The 20,485-nt window shown below is 72.6% G+C and carries 17 protein-coding genes; 8 read left to right on the forward strand and 9 right to left on the reverse strand.

Annotated features, from left to right (window positions below; translation table 11 throughout):
- Window positions 1-153: 153 nt before the first annotated feature.
- From ACFVGS_RS13330 to ACFVGS_RS13345, 4 genes are all read left to right on the forward strand, one after another.
- The gene (locus ACFVGS_RS13330) at window positions 154-2,160 is read left to right on the forward strand and encodes an ATP-binding protein (RefSeq protein WP_385692535.1); all 2,007 of its coding nucleotides are present in this window, start codon (window positions 154-156) and stop codon (window positions 2,158-2,160) included.
- Window positions 2,157-2,864, forward strand: a complete 708-nt coding sequence (locus tag ACFVGS_RS13335) for a response regulator (RefSeq protein ID WP_385692536.1) — start codon at window positions 2,157-2,159, stop codon at window positions 2,862-2,864. The genes ACFVGS_RS13330 and ACFVGS_RS13335 overlap by 4 nt, the downstream gene beginning before the upstream one ends.
- A gap of 163 nt (window positions 2,865-3,027) precedes the next feature.
- The gene (locus ACFVGS_RS13340) at window positions 3,028-3,636 is read left to right on the forward strand and encodes a helix-turn-helix domain-containing protein (RefSeq protein WP_384413627.1); all 609 of its coding nucleotides are present in this window, start codon (window positions 3,028-3,030) and stop codon (window positions 3,634-3,636) included.
- 70 nt (window positions 3,637-3,706) lie between these two features.
- Entirely contained in the window at window positions 3,707-4,156 is a 450-nt protein-coding gene (locus tag ACFVGS_RS13345) for an ester cyclase (protein WP_384413513.1), read from the forward strand.
- A gap of 232 nt (window positions 4,157-4,388) precedes the next feature.
- Here the strand turns inward: ACFVGS_RS13345 and ACFVGS_RS13350 are convergent, their stop codons facing one another.
- Together ACFVGS_RS13350 and ACFVGS_RS13355 are read right to left on the reverse strand one after the other, a co-directional pair.
- Window positions 4,389-5,909 carry a helix-turn-helix domain-containing protein gene (locus tag ACFVGS_RS13350; protein WP_385692537.1) on the reverse strand — a complete coding sequence of 507 codons (1,521 nt, stop codon included), beginning with the start codon at window positions 5,907-5,909 and terminating at the stop codon, window positions 4,389-4,391.
- Between the two features lie 275 nt (window positions 5,910-6,184).
- Window positions 6,185-7,210: a 6-phosphofructokinase gene (locus tag ACFVGS_RS13355; RefSeq protein ID WP_384413518.1), complete on the reverse strand. Its 1,026-nt coding sequence runs from the start codon at window positions 7,208-7,210 to the stop codon at window positions 6,185-6,187.
- Window positions 7,211-7,479: 269 nt separating this feature from the next.
- On the opposite strand from ACFVGS_RS13355, the gene pta reads away from it, so the two are divergent.
- The 3 genes from pta (at window position 7,480) to pyk (ending at window position 12,348) form a co-directional block, all read left to right on the forward strand.
- Window positions 7,480-9,573, forward strand: coding sequence for a phosphate acetyltransferase (gene pta / locus ACFVGS_RS13360; RefSeq protein ID WP_384413521.1), 2,094 nt, complete (start codon window positions 7,480-7,482; stop codon window positions 9,571-9,573).
- Window positions 9,570-10,811 carry an acetate kinase gene (locus ACFVGS_RS13365; RefSeq protein WP_384413524.1) on the forward strand — a complete coding sequence of 414 codons (1,242 nt, stop codon included), beginning with the start codon at window positions 9,570-9,572 and terminating at the stop codon, window positions 10,809-10,811. Before pta ends, ACFVGS_RS13365 begins: the two co-directional genes overlap by 4 nt.
- Window positions 10,812-10,917: 106 nt before the next feature.
- Complete coding sequence (gene pyk / locus ACFVGS_RS13370) at window positions 10,918-12,348, forward strand: pyruvate kinase (RefSeq protein WP_384413526.1); 1,431 nt, start codon at window positions 10,918-10,920, stop codon at window positions 12,346-12,348.
- An 81-nt stretch (window positions 12,349-12,429) separates the two neighbouring features.
- Here the strand turns inward: pyk and ACFVGS_RS13375 are convergent, their stop codons facing one another.
- From ACFVGS_RS13375 to ACFVGS_RS13390, 4 genes are all read right to left on the reverse strand, one after another.
- On the reverse strand, window positions 12,430-13,677 hold the full coding sequence (locus ACFVGS_RS13375) for a hypothetical protein (protein ID WP_384413529.1): 1,248 nt from the start codon (window positions 13,675-13,677) through the stop codon (window positions 12,430-12,432).
- The gene (locus tag ACFVGS_RS13380; protein WP_384413532.1) at window positions 13,667-14,284 is read right to left on the reverse strand and encodes a DUF6114 domain-containing protein; all 618 of its coding nucleotides are present in this window, start codon (window positions 14,282-14,284) and stop codon (window positions 13,667-13,669) included. Before ACFVGS_RS13380 ends, ACFVGS_RS13375 begins: the two co-directional genes overlap by 11 nt.
- Window positions 14,285-14,410: 126 nt before the next feature.
- Window positions 14,411-15,055 carry a DUF6230 family protein gene (locus ACFVGS_RS13385; protein WP_384413535.1) on the reverse strand — a complete coding sequence of 215 codons (645 nt, stop codon included), beginning with the start codon at window positions 15,053-15,055 and terminating at the stop codon, window positions 14,411-14,413.
- A 617-nt stretch (window positions 15,056-15,672) separates the two neighbouring features.
- Window positions 15,673-16,638, reverse strand: coding sequence for a tetratricopeptide repeat protein (locus ACFVGS_RS13390; protein ID WP_384413538.1), 966 nt, complete (start codon window positions 16,636-16,638; stop codon window positions 15,673-15,675).
- Window positions 16,639-16,912: 274 nt separating this feature from the next.
- Here ACFVGS_RS13390 and ACFVGS_RS13395 point away from each other — a divergent pair, with 274 nt between their 5' ends.
- Window positions 16,913-17,539 carry a TetR/AcrR family transcriptional regulator gene (locus tag ACFVGS_RS13395; RefSeq protein ID WP_384413540.1) on the forward strand — a complete coding sequence of 209 codons (627 nt, stop codon included), beginning with the start codon at window positions 16,913-16,915 and terminating at the stop codon, window positions 17,537-17,539.
- A gap of 188 nt (window positions 17,540-17,727) precedes the next feature.
- Here the strand turns inward: ACFVGS_RS13395 and ACFVGS_RS13400 are convergent, their stop codons facing one another.
- From ACFVGS_RS13400 to ACFVGS_RS13410, 3 genes are all read right to left on the reverse strand, one after another.
- Window positions 17,728-19,428 carry a methylmalonyl-CoA mutase gene (locus ACFVGS_RS13400; protein WP_384413543.1) on the reverse strand — a complete coding sequence of 567 codons (1,701 nt, stop codon included), beginning with the start codon at window positions 19,426-19,428 and terminating at the stop codon, window positions 17,728-17,730.
- 83 nt (window positions 19,429-19,511) lie between these two features.
- Window positions 19,512-19,844, reverse strand: coding sequence for a DUF3817 domain-containing protein (locus ACFVGS_RS13405; protein WP_384413546.1), 333 nt, complete (start codon window positions 19,842-19,844; stop codon window positions 19,512-19,514).
- A 131-nt stretch (window positions 19,845-19,975) separates the two neighbouring features.
- On the reverse strand, window positions 19,976-20,485 hold the full coding sequence (locus tag ACFVGS_RS13410; RefSeq protein WP_384413549.1) for a MarR family winged helix-turn-helix transcriptional regulator: 510 nt from the start codon (window positions 20,483-20,485) through the stop codon (window positions 19,976-19,978).

The following is a 20,485-nucleotide window of genomic DNA, read 5'->3' on the forward strand; positions in this document are numbered from 1 at the left end:
CTCGGGGCGGACTGCCGTTCCGGCCGGCCGCGGAGGGCCGTTCCGGCTCGGGCGGACGGCCGGCCAGGCTCTGGGCAGGGCATTCGTCTCGTTAGCGGAACGATTCGGGCACGCCGTACGGGCTCGTGCACCGCCCCAGGCACACTTGCTCGCATGCGTCTCCGCCTCCCCCGTCCCCGCAGCCTCGCGGGTCAGCTGTTCGCGATGCAGGTCGTGCTCGTGGCCGCGGTCGTCGTCGGCTGCGCCGTCTTCGCGTACGTGACGGACCGCGCCCAGGCGGAGGAGACCGCGCGCCGCCAGTCGACGGCGACCGCGACGGCCGTCGCCGCCTCGCCGGCGGTGGTGGCGGCGGCACGCGCGGCGGGCACGACGGACCCGACGGCCTCGCTCCAGCCGTACGCGGAGGCGCTGCGGCGCGACGCGGGCGTCAGCTACGTGGTGATCATGGCGCCGGACGGCACCCGCTGGACGCACCCGGAGCCGGAGCAGATCGGCCGCACGTACCTCGGGCACATCGACCGGGCGGTGCGCGGCGAGACCTTCTCCGAGACCCACATGGGCGTGCTCGGTCCCTCCGTGCGCACGGTCGCGCCGGTCTTCGACGACCGGGACGGCGGCCGGGTGATCGCCCTGGTCAGTTCCGGCATCACCATCGAGCGGATCAGCCAGCAGGTACGCGAGCAGGTCACGGCGCTGCTCGGCATGGCGGGCGCGGCCCTGGCGCTCGGCGGGGCGGGCACGTACGTGATCAACGCGCGGCTCCGCCGGCACACCAAGGGCATGAACGCGACCGAGCTGAGCCGGATGCACGACTACCACGAGGCGGCCCTGCACGCGGTGCGCGAGGGCCTGGTGATGCTGGACGGGCAGCGGCGGATCGCGCTGATCAACGACGGGGCGCGGGAGCTGCTCGGCCTGGCCGGGGAGGACGTGGTGGGCCGCTCGGCGGCGGAGCTCGGGCTCCCGGCGCCGTTGACCGGGGCGCTGCTGTCCTCGGAGCCCCGCGTGGACGAGCTGCATCTGACGGACGAGCGGGTCCTGGTGCTCAGCACCCGCCCGGTGGTCGGCGGCGAGCGTCGCGGCACGGTGGTCACCCTGCGGGACCGCACCGAACTCCAGGCGCTCTCGGGCGAGCTGGACTCGGAGCGCGGCTTCACGGAGGCGCTGCGCTCCCAGGCGCACGAGGCGGCGAACCGGCTGCACACCGTGGTGTCCCTGATCGAGCTGGGCCGCGTCGACGAGGCGGTCGGCTTCGCGACGGCCGAGCTGGAACTGGCGCAGGCCCTCACCGACCGCGTGGTGACCGCGGTCGGCGAGCCGGTCCTCGCCGCCCTTCTTCTGGGCAAGGCGGCCCAGGCCAACGAACGGGGCGTGGAGCTGGTCCTGACGGAGGACAGCCGCATAGACGACGGCGTCCTGCCGGTGTCGCTGCCGGCCCGCGACCTGGTGACGATCCTCGGCAACCTCGTCGACAACGCGGTCGAGGCGGCGGTCGGCGCCCCCGCCTTCGCACCGCAGCCCCAGACGGAGCCGGCCCTCGCGGCGCCGACCGTCACGGCACCCGACCTGCCGACACCCACGGCACCCGGCCTCCCGGAGCCGGCCCTCGCCGAACCCGCCCACGCGGAAGCGGCCCTCGCGCAGTCCACCTCCACGGCACCCGGCCTCCCGGCAGCCGGCCTCCCGGAGCCGGCCCACGCGGAGCCGGCCCACGCGGAGCCCGGAATCCCGGCGCCGGCCCACGCCGAACCCGCCCACGCGGAGCCGGCCCTCGCGGGGCACACTTCCTCGGCACCCGGAATCCCGGCGCCGGCGTGCGTGGCGCCGGTCGGCGGTCGTGCGGCCGGGGGGCCGGCCGAGCCGCGGGCCGAGGTGGCGGCGCGGGGGGCCCGTGTGGTGGTGACCGCGCTGGCCGAGGGCGGGGAGCTGCTGCTCCAGGTCGGCGACAGCGGGCCCGGGGTGCGCCCCGAGGACCGGGCCGCCGTGCTCGACCGGGGCTGGTCGACGCGCGGCCCGGGGCGGGGCCTCGGCCTGGCCCTGGTCCAGCAGGCCGTCACCCGGGCCTCCGGCACCCTGACGCTGGCGCAGTCCCCGCTGGGCGGCGCGGAGTTCACCGTACGGGTGCCACTGGCCCCGGCCCGCGCGGAGGTGGTCGCGTGACGACGGCGGGCCGGGACATCCGGGTGCTCGTGGTCGAGGACGATCCCGTCGCCGCCGACGCGCACGCCCTGTACGCGGGGCGGGTGCCCGGCTTCAGCGTGGTCGGGGTGGCGCACTCGCGCGCCGAGGCGGTGCGGATGCTCGACCGCACTCCGGTGGACCTGCTGCTGCTCGACCTCTACCTGCCGGACGGGCACGGCCTCCAGCTGCTGCGGGCGCTGCGGGCCGCCGGCCACGCGGCGGACGTCATCGCGGTGACCTCGGCGCGTGACCTCGCGATCGTGCGCGAGGGCGTGTCGCTCGGCGTCGTCCAGTACGTCCTCAAGCCCTTCGCCTTCGCGACCCTGCGCGACCGGCTCGTCCGGTACGCGGAGTTCCGCGCGGCGGCCGGTGAGGCCTCGGGCCAGGACGAGGTGGACCGGGCCCTCGCCACGCTGCGCGCGCCGCAGCCGGCGGCGCTGCCCAAGGGACTGAGCGGGCCCACCCTGGAGGCGGTGACCCGGTCGCTGCGGGCCGCGCCCGACGGGCTCACGGCTGCGGAGGCGGGCGCGGCCGTCGGCATCTCCCGGATCACCGCCCGCCGCTACCTGGAGCACCTGGTCACGGCGGGCCGGGCGGCCCGGGCCCCGCAGTACGGGCAGATCGGCCGCCCCGAGCTGCAGTACCGCTGGCTCGACGCGCCCGGTCGTCCGCCGCGCGCCTGACGGTCCGGCGGTTACCGAGCGGTTCCCACGTTCCTACGACCGGAAGCGTTGGGTGAACGCACCGTAGCCAGGAGTCACCCTCCGCTCCTACCGTGGCCGGGTGCACCAACCCTCCCCTCCCTTCAACGCCCTCGCCGCGCGCCGACTGCGCGAAGGGCTCGGCATGGCCCCCGAGCACGTCGCCTACGGGCTCCGCGCCCAGTACGGCATGTACGTCACTCCCGAGACCGTCATCGGCTGGGAGCGCGGGCACCTCGCGCCCACCGCGCAGGAGCTCGGCGCCCTCGCCGGCGTGCTGTGGTGTTCGCCCGTCGACCTCCTCGTCGCCGCGACCACCCTGCGCGAGCACCGGATCGCCCGCGGCCTCGCCCCCGAGGACCTGGCCCGCCGCGTGGGCCTCGACCCGGCCGCGTACCTCCGCATGGAGGAGTCGGGCACCTGGCGCGGCAACGAACGGCAGACCGCCGCCCTCGCCGCGACGCTCGGCCTGGACCCGCGCGCGCTGCTCACCGCGACCGGCGGCGACGGAAAACTGGCCGAGCTGCTGCGCGACGCCGCCACCACCCGCTGGCAGGCCTACGTGAAACCCGTCGTGAAGCTGCTGCCGCTGCCCAGGCGGGCGGTCGAGAACGCGCTGCAGCGGCTGCACACCGACTACCACGCCAGGATGGCGGCCACGAGCAGCTGGGGCGCCTCGGGGGCGACGGGCGACGAGGGCAGGGCGTACCTCGACGAGATCACCGAGCACTTCTGGGCCGCCGTCGGCCCCTGAGCCCGTGTCACAGATCGGATGGCTGTCTCGTCCTCATGCCGGGACGCCATCCGACAGGAGGAGACAGGCCATGACGGCAACGGAAACCGCCGGCAGGAACATCGCGATGCTCGACCGTTTCCACGCGGCGATGAACAGCGGGGACCCGCATCTCGTCGCGCGGGCGATCGACGAGTTCGTCGCACCGGACGTGGACTTCCGGGCGCCGGTGCCCATGGGCGCGACCGGGGCGGAGGCCTTGAAGCGGGTGTGGGAGGCGCTCCTGCGGGCCTTTCCGGACATCCACGTCACCGTCGAGGAGACGGTGACCGAAGGCGACACGGTCGTCTCACGGAACACCGTCACCGGAACCCACCTCGGGCCCTACCGGGACCTGCCGCCCACCGGCAGGACCGTCAGCTACGGCGAGATCTTCATCTTCCGCGTCGTCGACGGCCGGATCACGGAGATCAGGGGCATCGTCGACGTCCTCACGCAGCTGCGCCAGCTCGGCGCGCTCCCGTCGCCGGACAGGCCCTAGGCCGTCTCTTCCGGATCTTGGCCGGGTCCGCGACGCCTGGCACGGCACCTCGCCGCGTTGCCGAAACGCCCCGATAGCTCCTTCCCCAAGCTCTCGGCTTCGCTCGAGCAGGGGAGACCCCATTCGCGACGCTCCGGCGCCTTGCGATGCTTCCCCTCGGCCCTGGCGGGCCTGGGGAGACCCCATGCACCAGACGCCGCGGCCTATCCGGCCCTGATCCGGAAGAAACGGCCTAGGCGCGGCGGTCGAAGGAGAACAGCTGGCCCGTGGCGTCCGGAGTGCAGGGCGCCTGGGCCAGCCGGGACCACTCGGCCGTACGGTCGCCCGTGACCGTGATGCAGCTGCCGGAGGTCGCGGAACCGGCCGGCACGATGCGGTAGCCGGCGACCGGCGTGCCGTACGGCTCCAGGGCGAAGCGCTCGACGCGGCTGGGGTCGCCGCACTCGGAGTCCTCCAGCGCGGCGTCGGGCATCCGGCCGCCGGAGGGTATCCCGGAGCAGCCGGGGCCGTAGTCGGGGTGGTCCGAGACGATCCGCCACCGGTCGCCGGGGAGACGTTTCAGCGAGTAGAGCGGCACGTCCGCGCCCGCGCAGTCACGCTGGTGGATCTGGCCGCTGCGACTGCCGCGCCGCTCGCCCAGGCAGAGCCCGGAGCCGATCACCCGGATGCGGACCGGCCCCTCGGCGGGAGCGGCGAGCTCGGGGGCCGGGGCGGGAGCGGGGGCGTGGCCGTGTGCCCGGCCGTGCGTCGGGGCGTCCTCGCGTACGAAGGCGATGACGCTGACGGCGGCGAGGAGGAGGGCGGCCACACCGACCGCGCCGACGAGGGTGCGGCGCAGCCGGGAGCGCGGGTCCAGGGCCGGGCCCGGCCCGTCCTCGCGGGGCGGCGGCCCGGCCGCCGGACGGCCCTCGGAGCCGGGCCACACGAGCGGTCCGCCCCCGCCCCCGGGCCCGCCGTCGCCGAGCGCTTCCCCCTCGGCGCCGAGCCCTGCCTCCGCGAGCACTTCCGTGTCAGCCCCGGGTGGCGCGCCGGAGTGCGCCCCCGCCTCGGTATCCGGTCCCGCTGCCGCATCGGGCAGCCCGCCGGAGCCGGGTCGCGCGTCCGCGAGCGCTCCCCCGTGGGTGTCCCGTCCCGCTCCCGGGTGCGCTGCCGCCTGGGCCCCGGGTGGCGCGCCGGAGTGCGCCCCCATCTCGGTGTCCGGTCCCGCTGCCGCATGGGGCAGCCCGCCGGCGCCCGATCGCGCGTCCGCGAGCGCTCCCCCGTGGGTGTCCCGTCCCGCTCCCGGGTGCGCTGCCGCCTCGGCCCCGGGTGGCGTGCTCGCGCCAGGACCCGCGTCCTCAAGCGGTCCCGCCCACGCGGTCGCCTCGCCCGCGGCGGCCCGCGTGCCAGGCTCCGCGCGCGGGCCGGCCGTCGTGGCCGTGTCGGTCGGCTCCGCGGTCGCCTCGGTCGTCCCCGCCCCGTACGCCCCGCGCACCGCGAGCTCCTTGCGTACCGCCTCCCAGTCCGCCTGTCCGTCCGGGTCCACCCCGCAGGCGCGTACGAAGGCGGCGAGGAGTTCCTCGCGCGGGAGCGTGGCGCGGGCGAGCATGTTCGCGACGGTCGAGCGGGGCAGCACGTCGCCGAGCGCGGCGGAGCGGGCGGACAGCTCGCGGTAGGTGAGCCCGGACCAGTTCTTCAGCAGCTGCAGCCGCGCGACGAACTCGGCCGGGTTCCGGGCCCCTCTCGGGCCGGGAGCCGTCTCCCCCGTCGTCATGCGCCCCGCTCCCCTCGTCCGACCGGCCCGGACGGGGTTGCGACATGTCCGGGACAGGCCCAAGCCTTGTTGATCGCGGCGCCTGGCTCAAGCATGGATTCGGCCCCGATCGTCCACGGGGGGACGATCGGGGCCGCTGGTCGTGTGCGCGCTTCCCGGGACGGAATACGGGGCTGATCACCGGGCGGATCACCGGGCGGATTCGGGACGGAGGTCCCGTACCGCGGGCCGGAGGGCCGTACCGCCGCGGACCGCCCTCCCGCCGCCTCCGGCCGTCAGAAGACGGACTCGGCCTCGCGCATCCGGTCCTCGGGGACGGTCTTCAGCTGGGTGACGGCCTCGGCGAGCGGGACCATCTGGATGTCCGTGCCGCGCAGCGCGGTCATGTTGCCGAACTCGCCGCGGTGCACGGCCTCGACGGCGTGCCAGCCGAAGCGGGTGGCGAGCACCCGGTCGTACGCCGTCGGGGTGCCGCCGCGCTGGACGTGACCGAGGATGACGGGCCGGGCCTCCTTGCCGAGGCGCTTCTCCAGCTCGTAGGCGAGGGCGGTGCCGATGCCCTGGAAGCGCTCGTGGCCGAACTGGTCGATCGCGCCCTTGCCGTAGTCCATGGTGCCGTCGGCCGGGTGGGCGCCCTCGGCGACGCAGATGACGGCGAACTTCTTGCCGCGGTCGAAGCGCTCCTCGACCATCTTGACCAGGTCGGCCGGGTCGAAGGGGCGCTCGGGCAGGCAGATGCCGTGGGCGCCGCCGGCCATGCCGGACTCGAGGGCGATCCAGCCGGCGTGCCGGCCCATCACCTCGACGACCATCACCCGCTGGTGGGACTCGGCGGTGGTCTTGAGCCGGTCCATGGCCTCGGTGGCGACGCCGACGGCGGTGTCGAAGCCGAAGGTGCGGTCGGTGGAGGAGATGTCGTTGTCGATGGTCTTCGGGACGCCGACGACGGGGACGCCGGCCTCCGCCAGCATCCGGGCGGCGGTGAGCGTGCCCTCGCCGCCGATCGGGATCAGCGCGTCGAAGCCGCTCTTCTCGATGAGTTCCTTGGCGTTGTCGCAGGCGGCGGCGAAGCGGGCGCGCTCCAGGCGGGAGGAGCCGAGGATGGTGCCGCCGCGGGCGAGGATGCCGCTGACGGCGTTCAGGTCGAGGGGGCGGTAACGCCCGTCGAGCAGGCCCGCGTAGCCGTCCTCGAAGCCGATGACCTCGTCTCCGTAGTGCGTCACGGCCCGGTGGACGATCGACCGGATCACTGCGTTCAGGCCGGGACAGTCGCCGCCCGCTGTCAGAACTCCGATGCGCATCGTGCCTTGTCTCCTGCTCGGTAGTGGTACGTGTGAGCCGCGTCGATTCTCACACGGTCGGCGGTGCGGGCGCGCTCGCTGCTGCTCCGCGCGTCCGGCGTGGAAGGGCCTTCCGGGGCCTTTGGTCCCACTCCTCCGGGCCTTTCGCCCAGCGGGCGCCCTATCCAGCCGCAGGGGTATTGTCAAGAGGGCATTGCCACCCCATCGATGGTTTTTGAACACACTCGCTTGACGGGCAACCCGTAGCGATGCGAACAGGAGAGCACGGCGTGACGCGCAGCGTGTACGTGACCGGGATCGACCGCGGGGACGGCCGGCAGGTCGTCGAGCTGGGGGTCATGGAGCTCCTCACCCGCCAGGTGGACCGGGTGGGAGTGTTCCGCCCGCTGGTCCACGACGGACCCGACCGCCTGTTCGACCTGCTCCGCAGCCGCTACCGGCTGACCCAGGACGCGGCCAGCGTGTACGGCATGGACTACCACGAGGCCTCGGCCCTCCAGGCCGAGCGGGGCACCGACGAGCTGGTCTCCCGGCTGGTGGACCGCTTCCACGCGGTGGCCCGCGACTACGAGGTGGTCCTGGTCCTCGGCACCGACTTCGCCGCCACCCAGCTGCCCGACGAGCTCGCGCTCAACGCGCGGCTCGCCAACGAGTTCGGCGCCTCCGTGATCCCGGTCGTCGGCGGCAAGGGCCAGCCCGCCGAGTCCGTGCGGGCCGAGGCCCGCAACGCCTTCCGGGCCTACGACGGCCTCGGCTGCGACGTGCTCGCGATGGTCGTCAACCGGGTCGCGGGCGACGACCGGGCGGCGATCGCCGAGCGGCTGGCCGCCCGGCTGCCGGTGCCCTGCTACGTGCTGCCCGACGAGCCGGCCCTCGCCGCGCCGACCGTCTCCCAGATCACCCACGCGCTCGGCGCCACCGTCGTCCTCGGCGACGACTCGGGCCTGGCCCGTGACGCCCTCGACTTCGTCTTCGGCGGCGCCATGCTGCCGAACTTCCTCAACGCGCTGACGCCGGGCTGTCTGGTGGTCACGCCCGGGGACCGGGCCGACCTGGTCGTCGGCGCGCTCGCCGCGCACTCCGCGGGCACGCCGCCCATCGCCGGTGTGCTGCTGACCCTGAACGAGCGGCCGAGCGACGAGATCCTCACCCTGGCCGCCCGCCTCGCGCCCGGCACCCCGGTGATCTCCGTACCGGGCAACAGCTTCCCGACCGCCGCCGAACTCTTCGCCCTGGAAGGCAAGCTGAACGCGGCCACGCCGCGCAAGGCGGAGACCGCGCTCGGCCTCTTCGAGCGCCACGTCGACACCGCGGACCTCCTCAGGCGGCTCTCGGTCGCCCGCAGCGGCCGGGTCACCCCGATGATGTTCGAGCACGAGCTCCTGGAGCAGGCCCGGGCCGACCGGCGCCGGGTGGTGCTGCCGGAGGGCACCGAGGAGCGGGTGCTGCGCGCCGCCGACGTGCTGATCCGCCGGGACGTGTGCGACCTGACGCTGCTCGGCGACGTCGAGGCGATCCGCAAGAAGGCCGCCGACCTGAGCGTGGACCTCGGCGACACCCAGCTGATCGACCCGCAGACCTCGGAGCTGCGCGACGCCTTCGCCGAGAAGTACGCGCGGCTGCGCGCCCACAAGGGCGTCACCGTCGAGCTCGCGTACGACGTGGTGTCGGACGTGAACTACTTCGGCACCCTGATGGTCGAGGAGGGCCTGGCCGACGGCATGGTCTCCGGCTCGGTGCACTCGACGGCCGCCACGATCCGCCCGGCCTTCGAGATCATCAAGACCAAGCCCGACGCGTCGATCGTCTCCTCGGTCTTCTTCATGTGCCTGGCCGACAAGGTCCTCGTGTACGGCGACTGCGCGGTCAACCCGGACCCGAACGCCGAGCAGCTCGCCGACATCGCCGTGCAGTCGGCGGCCACCGCCGCCCGCTTCGGCGTCGAGCCGCGGATCGCGATGCTCTCGTACTCGACCGGCACCTCCGGCTCCGGCGCCGACGTGGACAAGGTGCGCGAGGCGACGAAGCTGGTCCGGGAGAGCCGACCCGAGCTGAAGATCGAGGGCCCGATCCAGTACGACGCGGCCGTCGAGCCCTCCGTCGCGGCGACCAAGCTGCCCGGCTCGGAGGTGGCGGGCCAGGCCAGCGTGCTGATCTTCCCGGACCTCAACACCGGCAACAACACCTACAAGGCCGTGCAGCGCTCGGCCGGCGCGGTCGCCGTCGGCCCGGTCCTGCAGGGTCTGCGCAAGCCCGTGAACGACCTCTCGCGCGGCGCGCTCGTCAGCGACATCGTCAACACCGTCGCCATCACGGCGATCCAGTCCCAGGTCCCCGCCGAGGGTCAGGAGGCCACCGCATGACCCGTCCCGTCCCGACCGCCGGCCCGCAGGCGCCCACGCGCGTCCTCGTCCTCAACTCCGGCTCCTCGTCGGTGAAGTACCAGCTGCTCGACATGAAGGACGGCGGCCGGCTCGCGGTCGGTCTGGTCGAGCGGATCGGCGAGGAGACCTCGCGCCTGGTGCACACCCCGCTGCTGGGCGGCGGTGGCGGGAAGCGCGAGAAGAGCGGCCCGATCGCCGACCACGCGGCGGCTCTGAAGGCGGTCGCCGAGGAGCTGGCGGCGGACGGGCTCGGCCTCGACTCCCCCGAGCTGGCCGCGATCGGCCACCGCGTGGTGCACGGCGGGCTCCGTTTCACCGCGCCGACGGTCATCGACGACGAGGTCCTCGCCGAGATCGAGCGGCTCGTGCCGGTGGCGCCGCTGCACAACCCGGCGAACCTCACGGGCATCCGTACGGCGATGTCGCTGCGCCCCGACCTGCCGCAGGTCGCGGTCTTCGACACCGCCTTCCACACCACGATGCCGGAGGCGGCGGCCCGCTACGCGATCGACGTGGAGACCGCGGACGCGTACCGGATCCGCCGCTACGGCTTCCACGGCACCTCCCACGCGTACGTGTCCCGGGAGACGGCGAGGCTGCTGGGCAAGGCGCCGGAGGAGGTGAACGTGATCGTGCTGCACCTGGGCAACGGGGCCTCCGCCTCGGCGGTGGCGGGCGGCCGCTGCGTGGACACCTCGATGGGCCTGACGCCGCTGGAGGGCCTGGTCATGGGCACCCGTTCCGGTGACATCGACCCGGCGGTGACCTTCCACCTGAAGCGGGTGGCGGGGATGTCGGAGGACGACGTCGACGTCCTGCTGAACAAGCGGTCCGGCCTGGTCGGGCTGTGCGGCGACAACGACATGCGGGAGATCAGGCGGCGGATCGACGAGGGCGACGCGCGCGCGGCGCTCGCCTTCGACATCTACGTCCACCGGCTGAAGAAGTACATCGGCGCCTACTACGCGGTGCTCGGCCGGGTGGACGCGGTGGCGTTCACGGCCGGTGTCGGCGAGAACGCGGCGCCCGTGCGCGAGGCCGCCGTCGCCGGTCTGGAGGAGCTGGGCCTCGCGGTGGACGCCGGCCTCAACGCCGAGCGGTCGGACGAGGCCCGGATCATCTCGCCGGAGTACGCACGGGTCGCGGTGGCCGTCGTACCGACCGACGAGGAGCTGGAGATCGCCCGGCAGAGCTACGCGCTCGTGAGCGACAGGTGAGCGGCCCGTCGCCCGGAGGAGTGAACGCCTGAGCGGCACCCCGCCCATTTGTACTTTCCACCAGACGGAATATTCCGCCGTGAAACAAACCGATAGGATCCGCCTCATGCGCCGTTCCAAAATCGTCTGCACGCTGGGCCCCGCCGTCGACTCCTATGAGCAGCTGAAGGCTCTCATCGAGGCCGGCATGAACGTGGCCCGATTCAACATGAGCCACGGGACCCAGGCAGAGCACCAGGAGCGGTACGACCGTCTCCGCAGGGCGGTGGCGGACACCGGCCGCGCCGTCGGTGTGCTCGCCGACCTCCAGGGCCCCAAGATCCGTCTGGAGACCTTCGCCGAGGGGCCGGTCGAGCTGGTGCGCGGTGACGAGTTCACCATCACCACCGAGGACGTCCCCGGCGACAAGTCCGTCTGCGGCACCACGTACAAGGGCCTGCCCGGCGACGTCTCCAAGGGCGACCAGGTCCTGATCAACGACGGAAACGTCGAGCTGCGCGTCGTCGAGGTCGAGGGCCCGCGGGTCAAGACGATCGTCGTCGAGGGCGGCGTCATCTCCGACCACAAGGGCATCAACCTGCCCGGCGCGGCGGTCAACGTCCCGGCCCTGTCCGAGAAGGACGTCGAGGACCTCCGCTTCGCGCTGCGCATGGGCTGCGACATGGTCGCCCTGTCCTTCGTCCGCGACGCCGACGACGTCAAGGACGTCCACAAGGTGATGGACGAGGAGGGCCGCCGGGTCCCGGTCATCGCCAAGGTCGAGAAGCCGCAGGCCGTCGAGAACATGGCGGACGTCGTCGCCGCCTTCGACGCCGTCATGGTGGCCCGCGGCGACCTCGCCGTGGAGTACCCGCTGGAGCGCGTCCCGATGGTGCAGAAGCGCCTCGTCGAGATGTGCCGCCGCAACGCCAAGCCGGTCATCGTCGCCACCCAGATGATGGAGTCGATGATCACCAACTCGCGGCCGACCCGCGCCGAGGCGAGCGACGTCGCCAACGCGATCCTGGACGGCGCGGACGCGGTCATGCTGTCCGCCGAGTCCTCGGTCGGCGCGTACCCGATCGAGACCGTGAAGACGATGTCGAAGATCGTCGCCGCGGCCGAGGAGGAGCTGCTCTCCAAGGGCCTGCAGCCGCTGGTCCCGGGCAAGAAGCCGCGCACCCAGGGCGGTTCGGTCGCCCGCGCGGCCTGCGAGATCGCCGACTTCCTGGGCGGCAAGGCGCTGATCGCCTTCACCCAGTCCGGCGACACGGCCCGCCGGCTCTCGCGCTACCGCGCGTCCCAGCCGATCCTGGCCTTCACGACGGACGAGAGCACCCGCAACCAGCTCACGCTGAGCTGGGGCGTCGAGTCCTTCCTCGTCCCGTTCGTGGACAACACCGACGCGATGGTCGACCTGGTCGACGCGGAGCTGCTCAAGCTCCAGCGCTACAACGCCGGCGACACGATGGTCATCACCGCCGGTTCCCCGCCCGGTGTTCCCGGCAGCACCAACATGGTGCGGGTCCACCACCTCGGTGGCGGCGACAAGAAGTGAGGCATGACGAGGGCCCCCGTCCGATCCGGACGGGGGCCCTCGTCATGTGCGGCTCCCGGAAGGGTCCTGGTGAGCGGGCGGTCAGCTCGGCTCGATGGTGTTGCGCAGACCCGGGACCTTGAGCGTGCCGCCGAACTGGCCGGCCTGCTCGATGCGGGCGTTGGTGAACACGGCCCACGGCACGTCGAGCGGCGGCGGCGTCTGGGGGCTGAAGGTGACCGGGATGAGGCCGAAGAGGTTGCCCTTCAGCTCCTCCGTGTACATGGTCACCGTGCCGCCGCGCATGGTCGACGTCGAGCCCGGGTTCGAGCGGACGTGGCCGGTCAGACCGTCGGAGTGGACCGTCAGCTGGTGCAGGTCCTTGATGTCCACCTCGTCCGCGGTGAACTTGAGGACCTTCTTGATCTTTCCGCTGCCGGTCTTCACCTCGACGATGCCGTGGTACTTGAGGCCGCGCAGCTCCAGCCGGGTGGTCTGGAGGATCCACGGCTCGTCCGGGAGGAGCGGCACGCCGCTCTCCAGCTCGGCGGCGGCGAGCGCCTCCGGGTCGGCCTCGGGGCACGGAAAGCGCGGCTTGGCGCCGTCGGGGATGTCCTCGTCCTTCTTGGCGTCGAGCCCCTTGGCGTCCTCGGACAGCTCCTCTGTGGCGGCACCGGCCTTGTCCGCGGCGGCCTTGATGGCCTCCTTGGTCTTGTCGGTGACCGTGTCCGTCTTCGGGGCCGTCGTCTCCTTCGGGGCGTCCGGGGTGCCGGTCGTCGCCGTCGCCGTCGGCCTGGGCGCGGACGTGGTCGCGGTCGGCGTGGGCGCCGCCGTGGTCGTGTCCGGTCCGTCGAAGAGGTCCTTGAGCGCGTCGCCGACGCCCAGCGGGTCGAGCGGGTTGGCCGACTTCGTCGCCGTCGGGGTCGGGGCCGGGCTCGCCGCGGTGGTCACGTTGGGCGCGGGCGCCTGCGGCTGCGTGGTCGCGCCGGAGGTCGCCGTCGGCCGGGGCTCGGTGGTGGCCGAGGTCTCCGGCTCGGGCTTCTCGGTGGCGCTCGCGCTCGCCGTCGGCTTCGGGCTCTGGGTCTGCGCGGGCTTGGTGGTCTCGTCGGCCGTCGGCTCGTCCGAGCGGGTCACGCACGGACCGGGGGCGAACGGGATGTCCGTGGCGTCGTCGGCGAGGGCGAGCCGGGGGGCCAGGCCCATGCCCACGAGCACCGCGGTCGGCATGGCCGCGAGGGCCATCGCCTTGCCCGCGGGCACGCCCATCTTGGTCAGCAGCGACTTGCGCGGGGCCGCGTGGCGCGGTCCTCTCGGCGTCTGCGCCGCCGACTGTGTCTCGTCACCCCGCACTGTTCCTCCCGCCGTTGGCTTCGATCGTCTTCCCGGCCACCGGTGCCTCGGAGCCCTGCTGGGGAATCAGGGGCTGCGTCGTGCCGGTCGTGCCGTCGTGCATGTACTCGCCCGGGTCGGTCTCCGGCTGCCCGGCGCCGTCCACGGGGCCCGCCGCGAGGGCCTGCTCCGGCACGGTCGCCCCGGCGTGCTCCTCGGCCTCGGCCTCTGCCGCGGCCGGATCGGCCGGTGCCCACGAGACGGACATGCCTCCGCCGACGAGCGCGAAGAGGAAGCCGACGACCAGGCCGCCGAAGTTCGAGACGGGGATGGAGATGAGCCCGAGAACGATCGCCGCGACACCCGCGAAGACCCGGACGATGGGCTGGAACCACATCGTGAGCCCGAGCGTGATGAGCAGGGCGCCGATGATCAGCGCACCGGCTCCGGCCGTGGTCTTCATGGCGAGCGTGACGTTGCCGAGGCGCATGTCCCCGTACGGGAGGTAGGCGATCGGGATGCCGCCGATGATGGTGAACAGGCCCGCCCAGAAGGGCCGGGACTGCCGCCAGACCCGGAACCGGTTCTCGTGGGGGACTCCGCTGGAAGCAGTGGTCTCGGCGCTCATGGAAACAGCTCCCTGAAAGCGGTGTTGCTGAGAGAAGTGGTGAAAAGGGCGTACAGCCGGAGCGGGTGGGGGCCGCACTCGACGGCCCCTCACCCTGGGGGCGTCAGTCCTGGAGGGACGTCTGCCTTAGAAGCACTCGGCCGACTTGCCCCGGTGCAGGGACAGGTTGAGGTCGGGCAGCTTGAAGGTGCCGGCGGTGGTCGCCCACGCCTTCTGCTCGACGTTGGAGAGCTTCGCGGTCTCGGCGCGCTGGCCGAAGCCGTACGGGTTGGCCTTGGTGCCCGGCTGGATGCCCGGCTTGCCCGGGGCCTTCGCCAGGCCGCCGGCGGCCACGCCGATGTCGATGTTGCCGAACTCGGCGTCGGTCTTCAGCGAGGAGACATCCAGGTAGATGTTCTTCGCGTAGACCTTCTCCTGGCCCGTGCCGGCCGTCAGCTGCAGCGTCACGTCACCGATGAACGGGACGTTCGGCGTCACGACGGACTGGCACATCTTGGTGATCCAGGCCTCGGAGAAGCCGGACACGGCGACCGGGGCGGCGAAGTCCTTGCCCTCCAGGTCCTTGCCGACGTCGACGCTTCCGTACTGCACGAAGTCGTTGCCGACGAGGCTGTCGGCCTTCACCTTGAACTCCTGGCCGGAGATGCTGAAGGACGCGGCGAGCGCGCCCTGGGCCAGGCCGACACCGATCGCGGCCGTCGCGGCCACGCTCGGCACCATGACGACGGCGAACCGCTTCCATCTGGTCCCGCCACGAACCTGGGACTTCATGAGAATTCCTCCTTCTCGGACGTACATCTCCGGATGGGCCCAGGGCCCGTCCTGGGATGGGAGAAGTGCTACGTCCTCGGGAAGGAGAGCGCCGAGGGCTCAGGCGGCACGACGCGCGTCCGAATCACCGGCGATCACCCCCGAGCGACAACCACTGGCCGCGCGGTCCGCGCGGCCGGATTGGACAGGCCCTGCCGATCAGAGCAGGAACCCCCCTGTCCACGACCGGCGACGTCGCCGCCGGCCCGCCCGGTGGGGACCCTCCGCCGCGCGCAGCCGGCGGGTGGGCCGGGCTGGTGCGGTGTCGGACCGAGCGTCGCCGATCGTGGTCCATTCCCGGCGCCCGCACAAGGGGGTTCGTTACTGGCTAGTAACGGCCTGATAACCACGGCACGACAGGCCGGTACCGTCCGGCAACGCAGGGTGCCGCCGCGTGACGCGACAAAGGATGATGAGGACGGAGAAATACGGACAGATTTCCGGGTTCGATTTACTGCAAGTAACAGCGGCCGCGATTACCAAGTTTTGGTAAAGCGCGGCCGCCGAATGTCACCGTGTCGCCAAATCGTCCCGTTCCGCGGGCCCCTCAGGAGCCCGTGCGGCAAGCGGCGGACGCCTCAGAAGAGAGCGCTCGCCAGAGCCTGCCGGGCGGCCGTCACGCGCGGGTCCTCGGGACCGATCACCTCGAAGAGCTCGAGCAGCCGGAGCCGCGCCGCGTCCCGGTCCTCGCCGGACGTGCGGCGCACCGCGTCCACGAGCCGCCCGAAGGCGTCCTGGACATGACCGCCCACCAGGTCGAGGTCGGCGGCGGCGATCTGCGCGGCGACGTCCGCCGGGTTGTCGGCCGCGTTCTTCCGCACCGCCTGCGGGTCCACGCCCTGCACCCGGGACAGCAGCTCCGCCTGGGCGAGCCCCAGCCTCGCCTCGGGGTGCTCCGGGTCGTCGACGAGCACGTTCTTGTACGCCTGGACGGCACCGGCCAGGTCACCCGCGTCGAGCGCGGACATGGCCGCCTCCAGGAGGGCGTCGTACGGGCCGGCCGGGACGCCGGCGCTCGGCGCGCCCGCGGCGTCCGGGTCGACCTGGATGCCGGTGAGGCCGAAGCGCTCCTCGGCGACCTGGACCAGCTGGTCGAGGGTCTGGCGGATCTGCGCCTCGGGGGCCGCGCCCTGGAAGAGCGGCAGCGCCTGACCGGCGACCACCGCGAAAACGGCCGGAATTCCCTGGATGCCGAACTGCTGCATCAGCATCTGGTTGGCGTCGACGTCGACCTTGGCGAGCAGGAAGCGGCCGTTGTACTCGACGGCCAGGCGCTCGAGGAGCGGGCCGAGCTGCTTGCACGGCTCGCACCACTCGGCCCAGAAGTCGATGACGACCGGGACCTCGGCGGAGCGCTGGAGCACGTCGCGCTCGAAGCCCGCCTCGTCGACGTCGATCACCAGGGCGGATGGGGCGACGGCAGGCGTACCGCCGTGCCGGGCGGCCTCGGCGCGCGCCGCCTCGGCCTTCGCCTTGGCCTCGCCGGCCGCCTTCACCGCGGCGAGGTCGACGACGCCGCTCATGGACATGTTTCGGGGCTGCATGCCTACATCCTCCCCCCTCCGCGCGCGTAACCGGTAAGCCATGGCCGAACCGTGCCGCCCGGTGGCCGGACAGCACGGTTCCGCCTGCGTGTTCCGCTGTTCGTGTGCGCCGGGTCCCCACCTGGCGCCGTGGTTGTCGCGAGGGCCGCTCAAGCCTTTCGCTACGGGTCGTAGCGTAATGGCGAGCCCGGCCCCGCGGGGAGAGTCGGGCCGTGAACTGCCTCACATCACCGGCCTCTGGCGCAATACCTACCGGCGGGTATGGTCGACGTCCATGTGTAGCCGCACCCGTTCCCGCAACCGCACCGGACGACCGCGCTCCGCGGAGGCCGACACGGCCATCCTGGAGGCGACCCGGGCGGTTCTCGTGGAGCTGGGCTGGTCCAAGCTGAGCATGGGCGACGTGGCGACCAGGGCCGGAGTCGCCAAGACCACGCTCTACCGGCGCTGGGCCAACAAGAACGAACTCGTGGTGGACGCCGTCGCCGTCCTCTTCGATGAACTCGAACTGCCCGATCTGGGTTCCCTCCAGGCCGACATCGAAAACGTCGTGCTGCAGTTCGGCGCGCTCCTCGAACGCCCCGAGACCAGGACGGCCCTGATGGCGGTGGTCGCCGAGTCCACCCGCGACGAGCCGCTGCGCGAACGCATCCGCGCCTCGATCGTGGACCGCCAGAAGCGCCTGGTCCTGGAGGGCCGCCAGCGCGCGCAGGAGCGGGGCGAGCTCCCCGACAAGCGCGATCCGGCCACCGTGGCGGCCGTCGACGACCTCATCTTCGACGTGGTCGCGGGCGCGGTGGTCCACCGCGCCCTGGTGAGCGCCGAGCCGGTGGACGAGGCGTGGGTGCGGCGGCTCACGGCCCTGCTGCTCGGCGGCCTCACGGCGGCGGCGGAACTGTAGGCGGCGAGCGCCGGACACGCAGCCGTGGACACGTGACCGCCGTCACGTAGCCGTGGACACGTGACCGCCGTCGCGCAGTCGCAGCGACCGACGACGACGCCCCCGCACGACCGGCAGGTCGTACGGGGGCGTCTTGGCCGGATACGCGCGGCCGTTGCGAGCGGCCGGCGCGCAGGATTCCCTTGCGGCTAGAAGCCCGCCGGCTCGACGTACACGCCCCACTCGTCGCGGAGCACGTCGCAGATCTCGCCGAGGGTGGCCTCCGCCCGTACGGCGTCGAGCATCGGCGGGATCATGTTGGAGCCGTCACGCGCCGCGGCCAGCATCGCGTCCAGGGACGCGCGGACCTTCGCCTCGTCGCGGCGGCCCTTGCGCTCGCCGAGCACCCGGACCTGCTCCCACTCGACCTCGTGGCTGACCCGCAGGATCTCCAGGTCGCCGGTGACCGAGCCGTGGTGCACGTTGACGCCGACGACCCGCTTCTCGCCCTTCTCCAGCGCCTGCTGGTAGCGGAAGGCGGACTCGGCGATCTCGCCGGTGAACCAGCCGTCCTCGATGCCGCGCAGGATGCCCGAGGTGATCGGCCCGATCGGGTGCTTGCCGTCGGGGTGCGCCCGCAGCCCGCGCTCCTTGATCTGGTCGAAGATCTTCTCGGCGTCCGCCTCGATCCGGTCGGTCAGCTGCTCGATGTACCAGGAACCGCCCAGCGGGTCGGCCACGTTGGCCACGCCGGTCTCCTCCATCAGCACCTGCTGCGTGCGCAGGGCGATCTCGGCGGCCTGCTCGCTGGGGAGCGCGAGGGTCTCGTCGAGGGCGTTGGTGTGGAGGGAGTTGGTGCCGCCGAGCACGGCCGCGAGGGCCTCGACCGCGGTGCGCACGACGTTGTTGTACGGCTGCTGGGCGGTGAGCGAGACACCGGCGGTCTGGGTGTGGAAGCGGAGCCACTGCGCCTTGTCGGTCTTCGCGCCGTAGACCTCCTTCATCCAGCGGGCCCAGATGCGGCGGGCGGCGCGGAACTTGGCGATCTCCTCGAAGAAGTCGAGGTGCGCGTCGAAGAAGAAGGAGAGGCCGGGCGCGAAGACGTCCACGTCGAGGCCGCGGGAGAGGCCGAGCTCGACGTAGCCGAAGCCGTCGGCGAGGGTGTAGGCGAGCTCCTGCGCGGCCGTCGCCCCGGCCTCGCGGATGTGGTAGCCGGAGACGGAGAGCGGCTTGTACGCGGGGATGCCCGCCGCGCAGTGCTCCATCAGGTCGCCGATCAGACGCAGGTGCGGCTCGGGCGGGAAGAGCCACTCCTTCTGCGCGATGTACTCCTTGAAGATGTCGGTCTGGAGCGTGCCGTTGAGCACGGCCGGGTCGACGCCCTGGCGCTCGGCCGCGACCAGGTACATGCAGAACACGGGCACGGCGGGCCCGGAGATGGTCATGGAGGTCGTCACGTCGCCGAGCGGGATGTCCTTGAACAGGACCTCCATGTCGGCGGCGGAGTCGATGGCGACGCCGCAGTGGCCGACCTCGCCGAGGGAGCGCGGGTCGTCGGAGTCGCGGCCCATGAGGGTGGGCATGTCGAAGGCGACCGAGAGCCCGCCGCCGCCGGCGGCGAGGATCATCTTGTAGCGCTCGTTGGTCTGCTCGGCGTTGCCGAAGCCGGCGAACTGGCGGATGGTCCAGGTCCGGCCGCGGTAGCCGGTCGGGTGCAGGCCACGGGTGAAGGGGTACTCACCGGGCCAGCCGATGCGCTCGAACCCCTCGTAGGTGTCGCCCGGCCGGGGCCCGTAGACCGGGTCGACCTGGTCCCCGGAGAGCGTGGTGAAGTCGGCGTCGCGCTTGCGGGCCTTGTCGTAACGGGCCTGCCAGCGACGGCGGCCTTCCTCGATGGCGTCAGCGTCCATGCTTCGAATTTACTAGGACGTCCTAGTAAATGTCGATGGCAAACCTCCGCACATGCGTGCGGAGGTGCGCCGTGAGCCTCGGCTCAGGCCTTGGCGGGAGCCGGCTGCGCGCCGCTGACCAGCGGAAGCGTCTCGCGGACGACCTTGCGCTCGACGAAGAAGGCGGCCGTCGGAATCGTCCCGGACAGCAGGATCCACAGCAGCTTGCCGAACGACCAGCGGGCCTTGGAGCCCAGGTCGAACGCGACCACGAGGTAGATGATGTAGAGGACGCCGTGGGCCTGGGAGACCGCGAAGGTCAGATCCTCGCCGGTGTCGAAGCCGTACTTGGCGACCATGCACGCGCACAGGATGAGGAGCATGACGGCGGTCACGTACGCCATGACGCGGTAGCGGGTCAGCACGCTGGATTTCATGGCTACGAGCGTAACCGCCCGAAAAATCCCCGCGGACGCGGGGAGCACGCCGTCGAGCGTAAGGGCACGTTCCGAGTGATCGGATCATCCCCGCAGGAGCGGGGAACAGCGGCCTGACCCGCGCGACGAGCCTACCCCTCCTCGAAGTCGTGCGCCGCGACCCGCAGCGGCCGCAGCATCGCGAAGATCTCGGCGCACTCCTCGGCGTCGTACGCGCCGAGGCCGAAGTCCATCTCCATCAGGTCGCGGGTGGCCGCCTCGACGACCTCGCGACCCTTCTCGGTGATCGAGGCGAGCGTCCCGCGCCCGTCGTTCGGGTTGGGCCGCTTGTCGACGAGACCCGACTTCACCAGGCGGTCGACGGTGTTGGTCACCGAGGTGGGGTGCACCATGAGCCGCTCGCCGATCTTGGACATCGGCAGCTCGCCGGCCTTGGAGAAGGTGAGCAGCACCAGTGCCTCGTAGCGGGCGAAGGTCAGCCCGTACGGCTTGACCACGGCGTCGACCTCCGCCAGCAGGATCTGGTGGGCCCGCATGATCGAGGTGATCGCGGCCATGGAGGGGACCGGGCCCCAGCGCTTCTGCCAGAGCTCGTCGGCGCGGGCGATGGGGTCGAAGGGGAGACTCAGCGGCTTCGGCAC

This window comes from Streptomyces sp. NPDC127114 (assembly GCF_042677525.1).
Lineage (GTDB): Bacteria > Actinomycetota > Actinomycetes > Streptomycetales > Streptomycetaceae > Streptomyces.

Bases quoted from the DNA above. Each gene is read 5' to 3' on its own strand.
- ACFVGS_RS13330 (WP_385692535.1), top strand. From the start codon at position 154: ATGCGTCTCCGCCTCCCCCGTCCCCGCAGCCTCGCGGGTCAGCTGTTC.
- ACFVGS_RS13340 (WP_384413627.1), top strand. From the start codon at position 3,028: ATGGCCCCCGAGCACGTCGCCTACGGGCTCCGCGCCCAGTACGGCATG.
- ACFVGS_RS13345 (WP_384413513.1), top strand. From the start codon at position 3,707: ATGACGGCAACGGAAACCGCCGGCAGGAACATCGCGATGCTCGACCGT.
- ACFVGS_RS13350 (WP_385692537.1), bottom strand. From the start codon at position 5,909: ATGACGACGGGGGAGACGGCTCCCGGCCCGAGAGGGGCCCGGAACCCG.
- ACFVGS_RS13355 (WP_384413518.1), bottom strand. From the start codon at position 7,210: ATGCGCATCGGAGTTCTGACAGCGGGCGGCGACTGTCCCGGCCTGAAC.
- ACFVGS_RS13365 (WP_384413524.1), top strand. From the start codon at position 9,570: ATGACCCGTCCCGTCCCGACCGCCGGCCCGCAGGCGCCCACGCGCGTC.
- pyk (WP_384413526.1), top strand. From the start codon at position 10,918: ATGCGCCGTTCCAAAATCGTCTGCACGCTGGGCCCCGCCGTCGACTCC.
- ACFVGS_RS13380 (WP_384413532.1), bottom strand. From the start codon at position 14,284: ATGAGCGCCGAGACCACTGCTTCCAGCGGAGTCCCCCACGAGAACCGG.
- ACFVGS_RS13385 (WP_384413535.1), bottom strand. From the start codon at position 15,055: ATGAAGTCCCAGGTTCGTGGCGGGACCAGATGGAAGCGGTTCGCCGTC.
- ACFVGS_RS13390 (WP_384413538.1), bottom strand. From the start codon at position 16,638: ATGCAGCCCCGAAACATGTCCATGAGCGGCGTCGTCGACCTCGCCGCG.
- ACFVGS_RS13395 (WP_384413540.1), top strand. From the start codon at position 16,913: ATGTGTAGCCGCACCCGTTCCCGCAACCGCACCGGACGACCGCGCTCC.
- ACFVGS_RS13400 (WP_384413543.1), bottom strand. From the start codon at position 19,428: ATGGACGCTGACGCCATCGAGGAAGGCCGCCGTCGCTGGCAGGCCCGT.
- ACFVGS_RS13405 (WP_384413546.1), bottom strand. From the start codon at position 19,844: ATGAAATCCAGCGTGCTGACCCGCTACCGCGTCATGGCGTACGTGACC.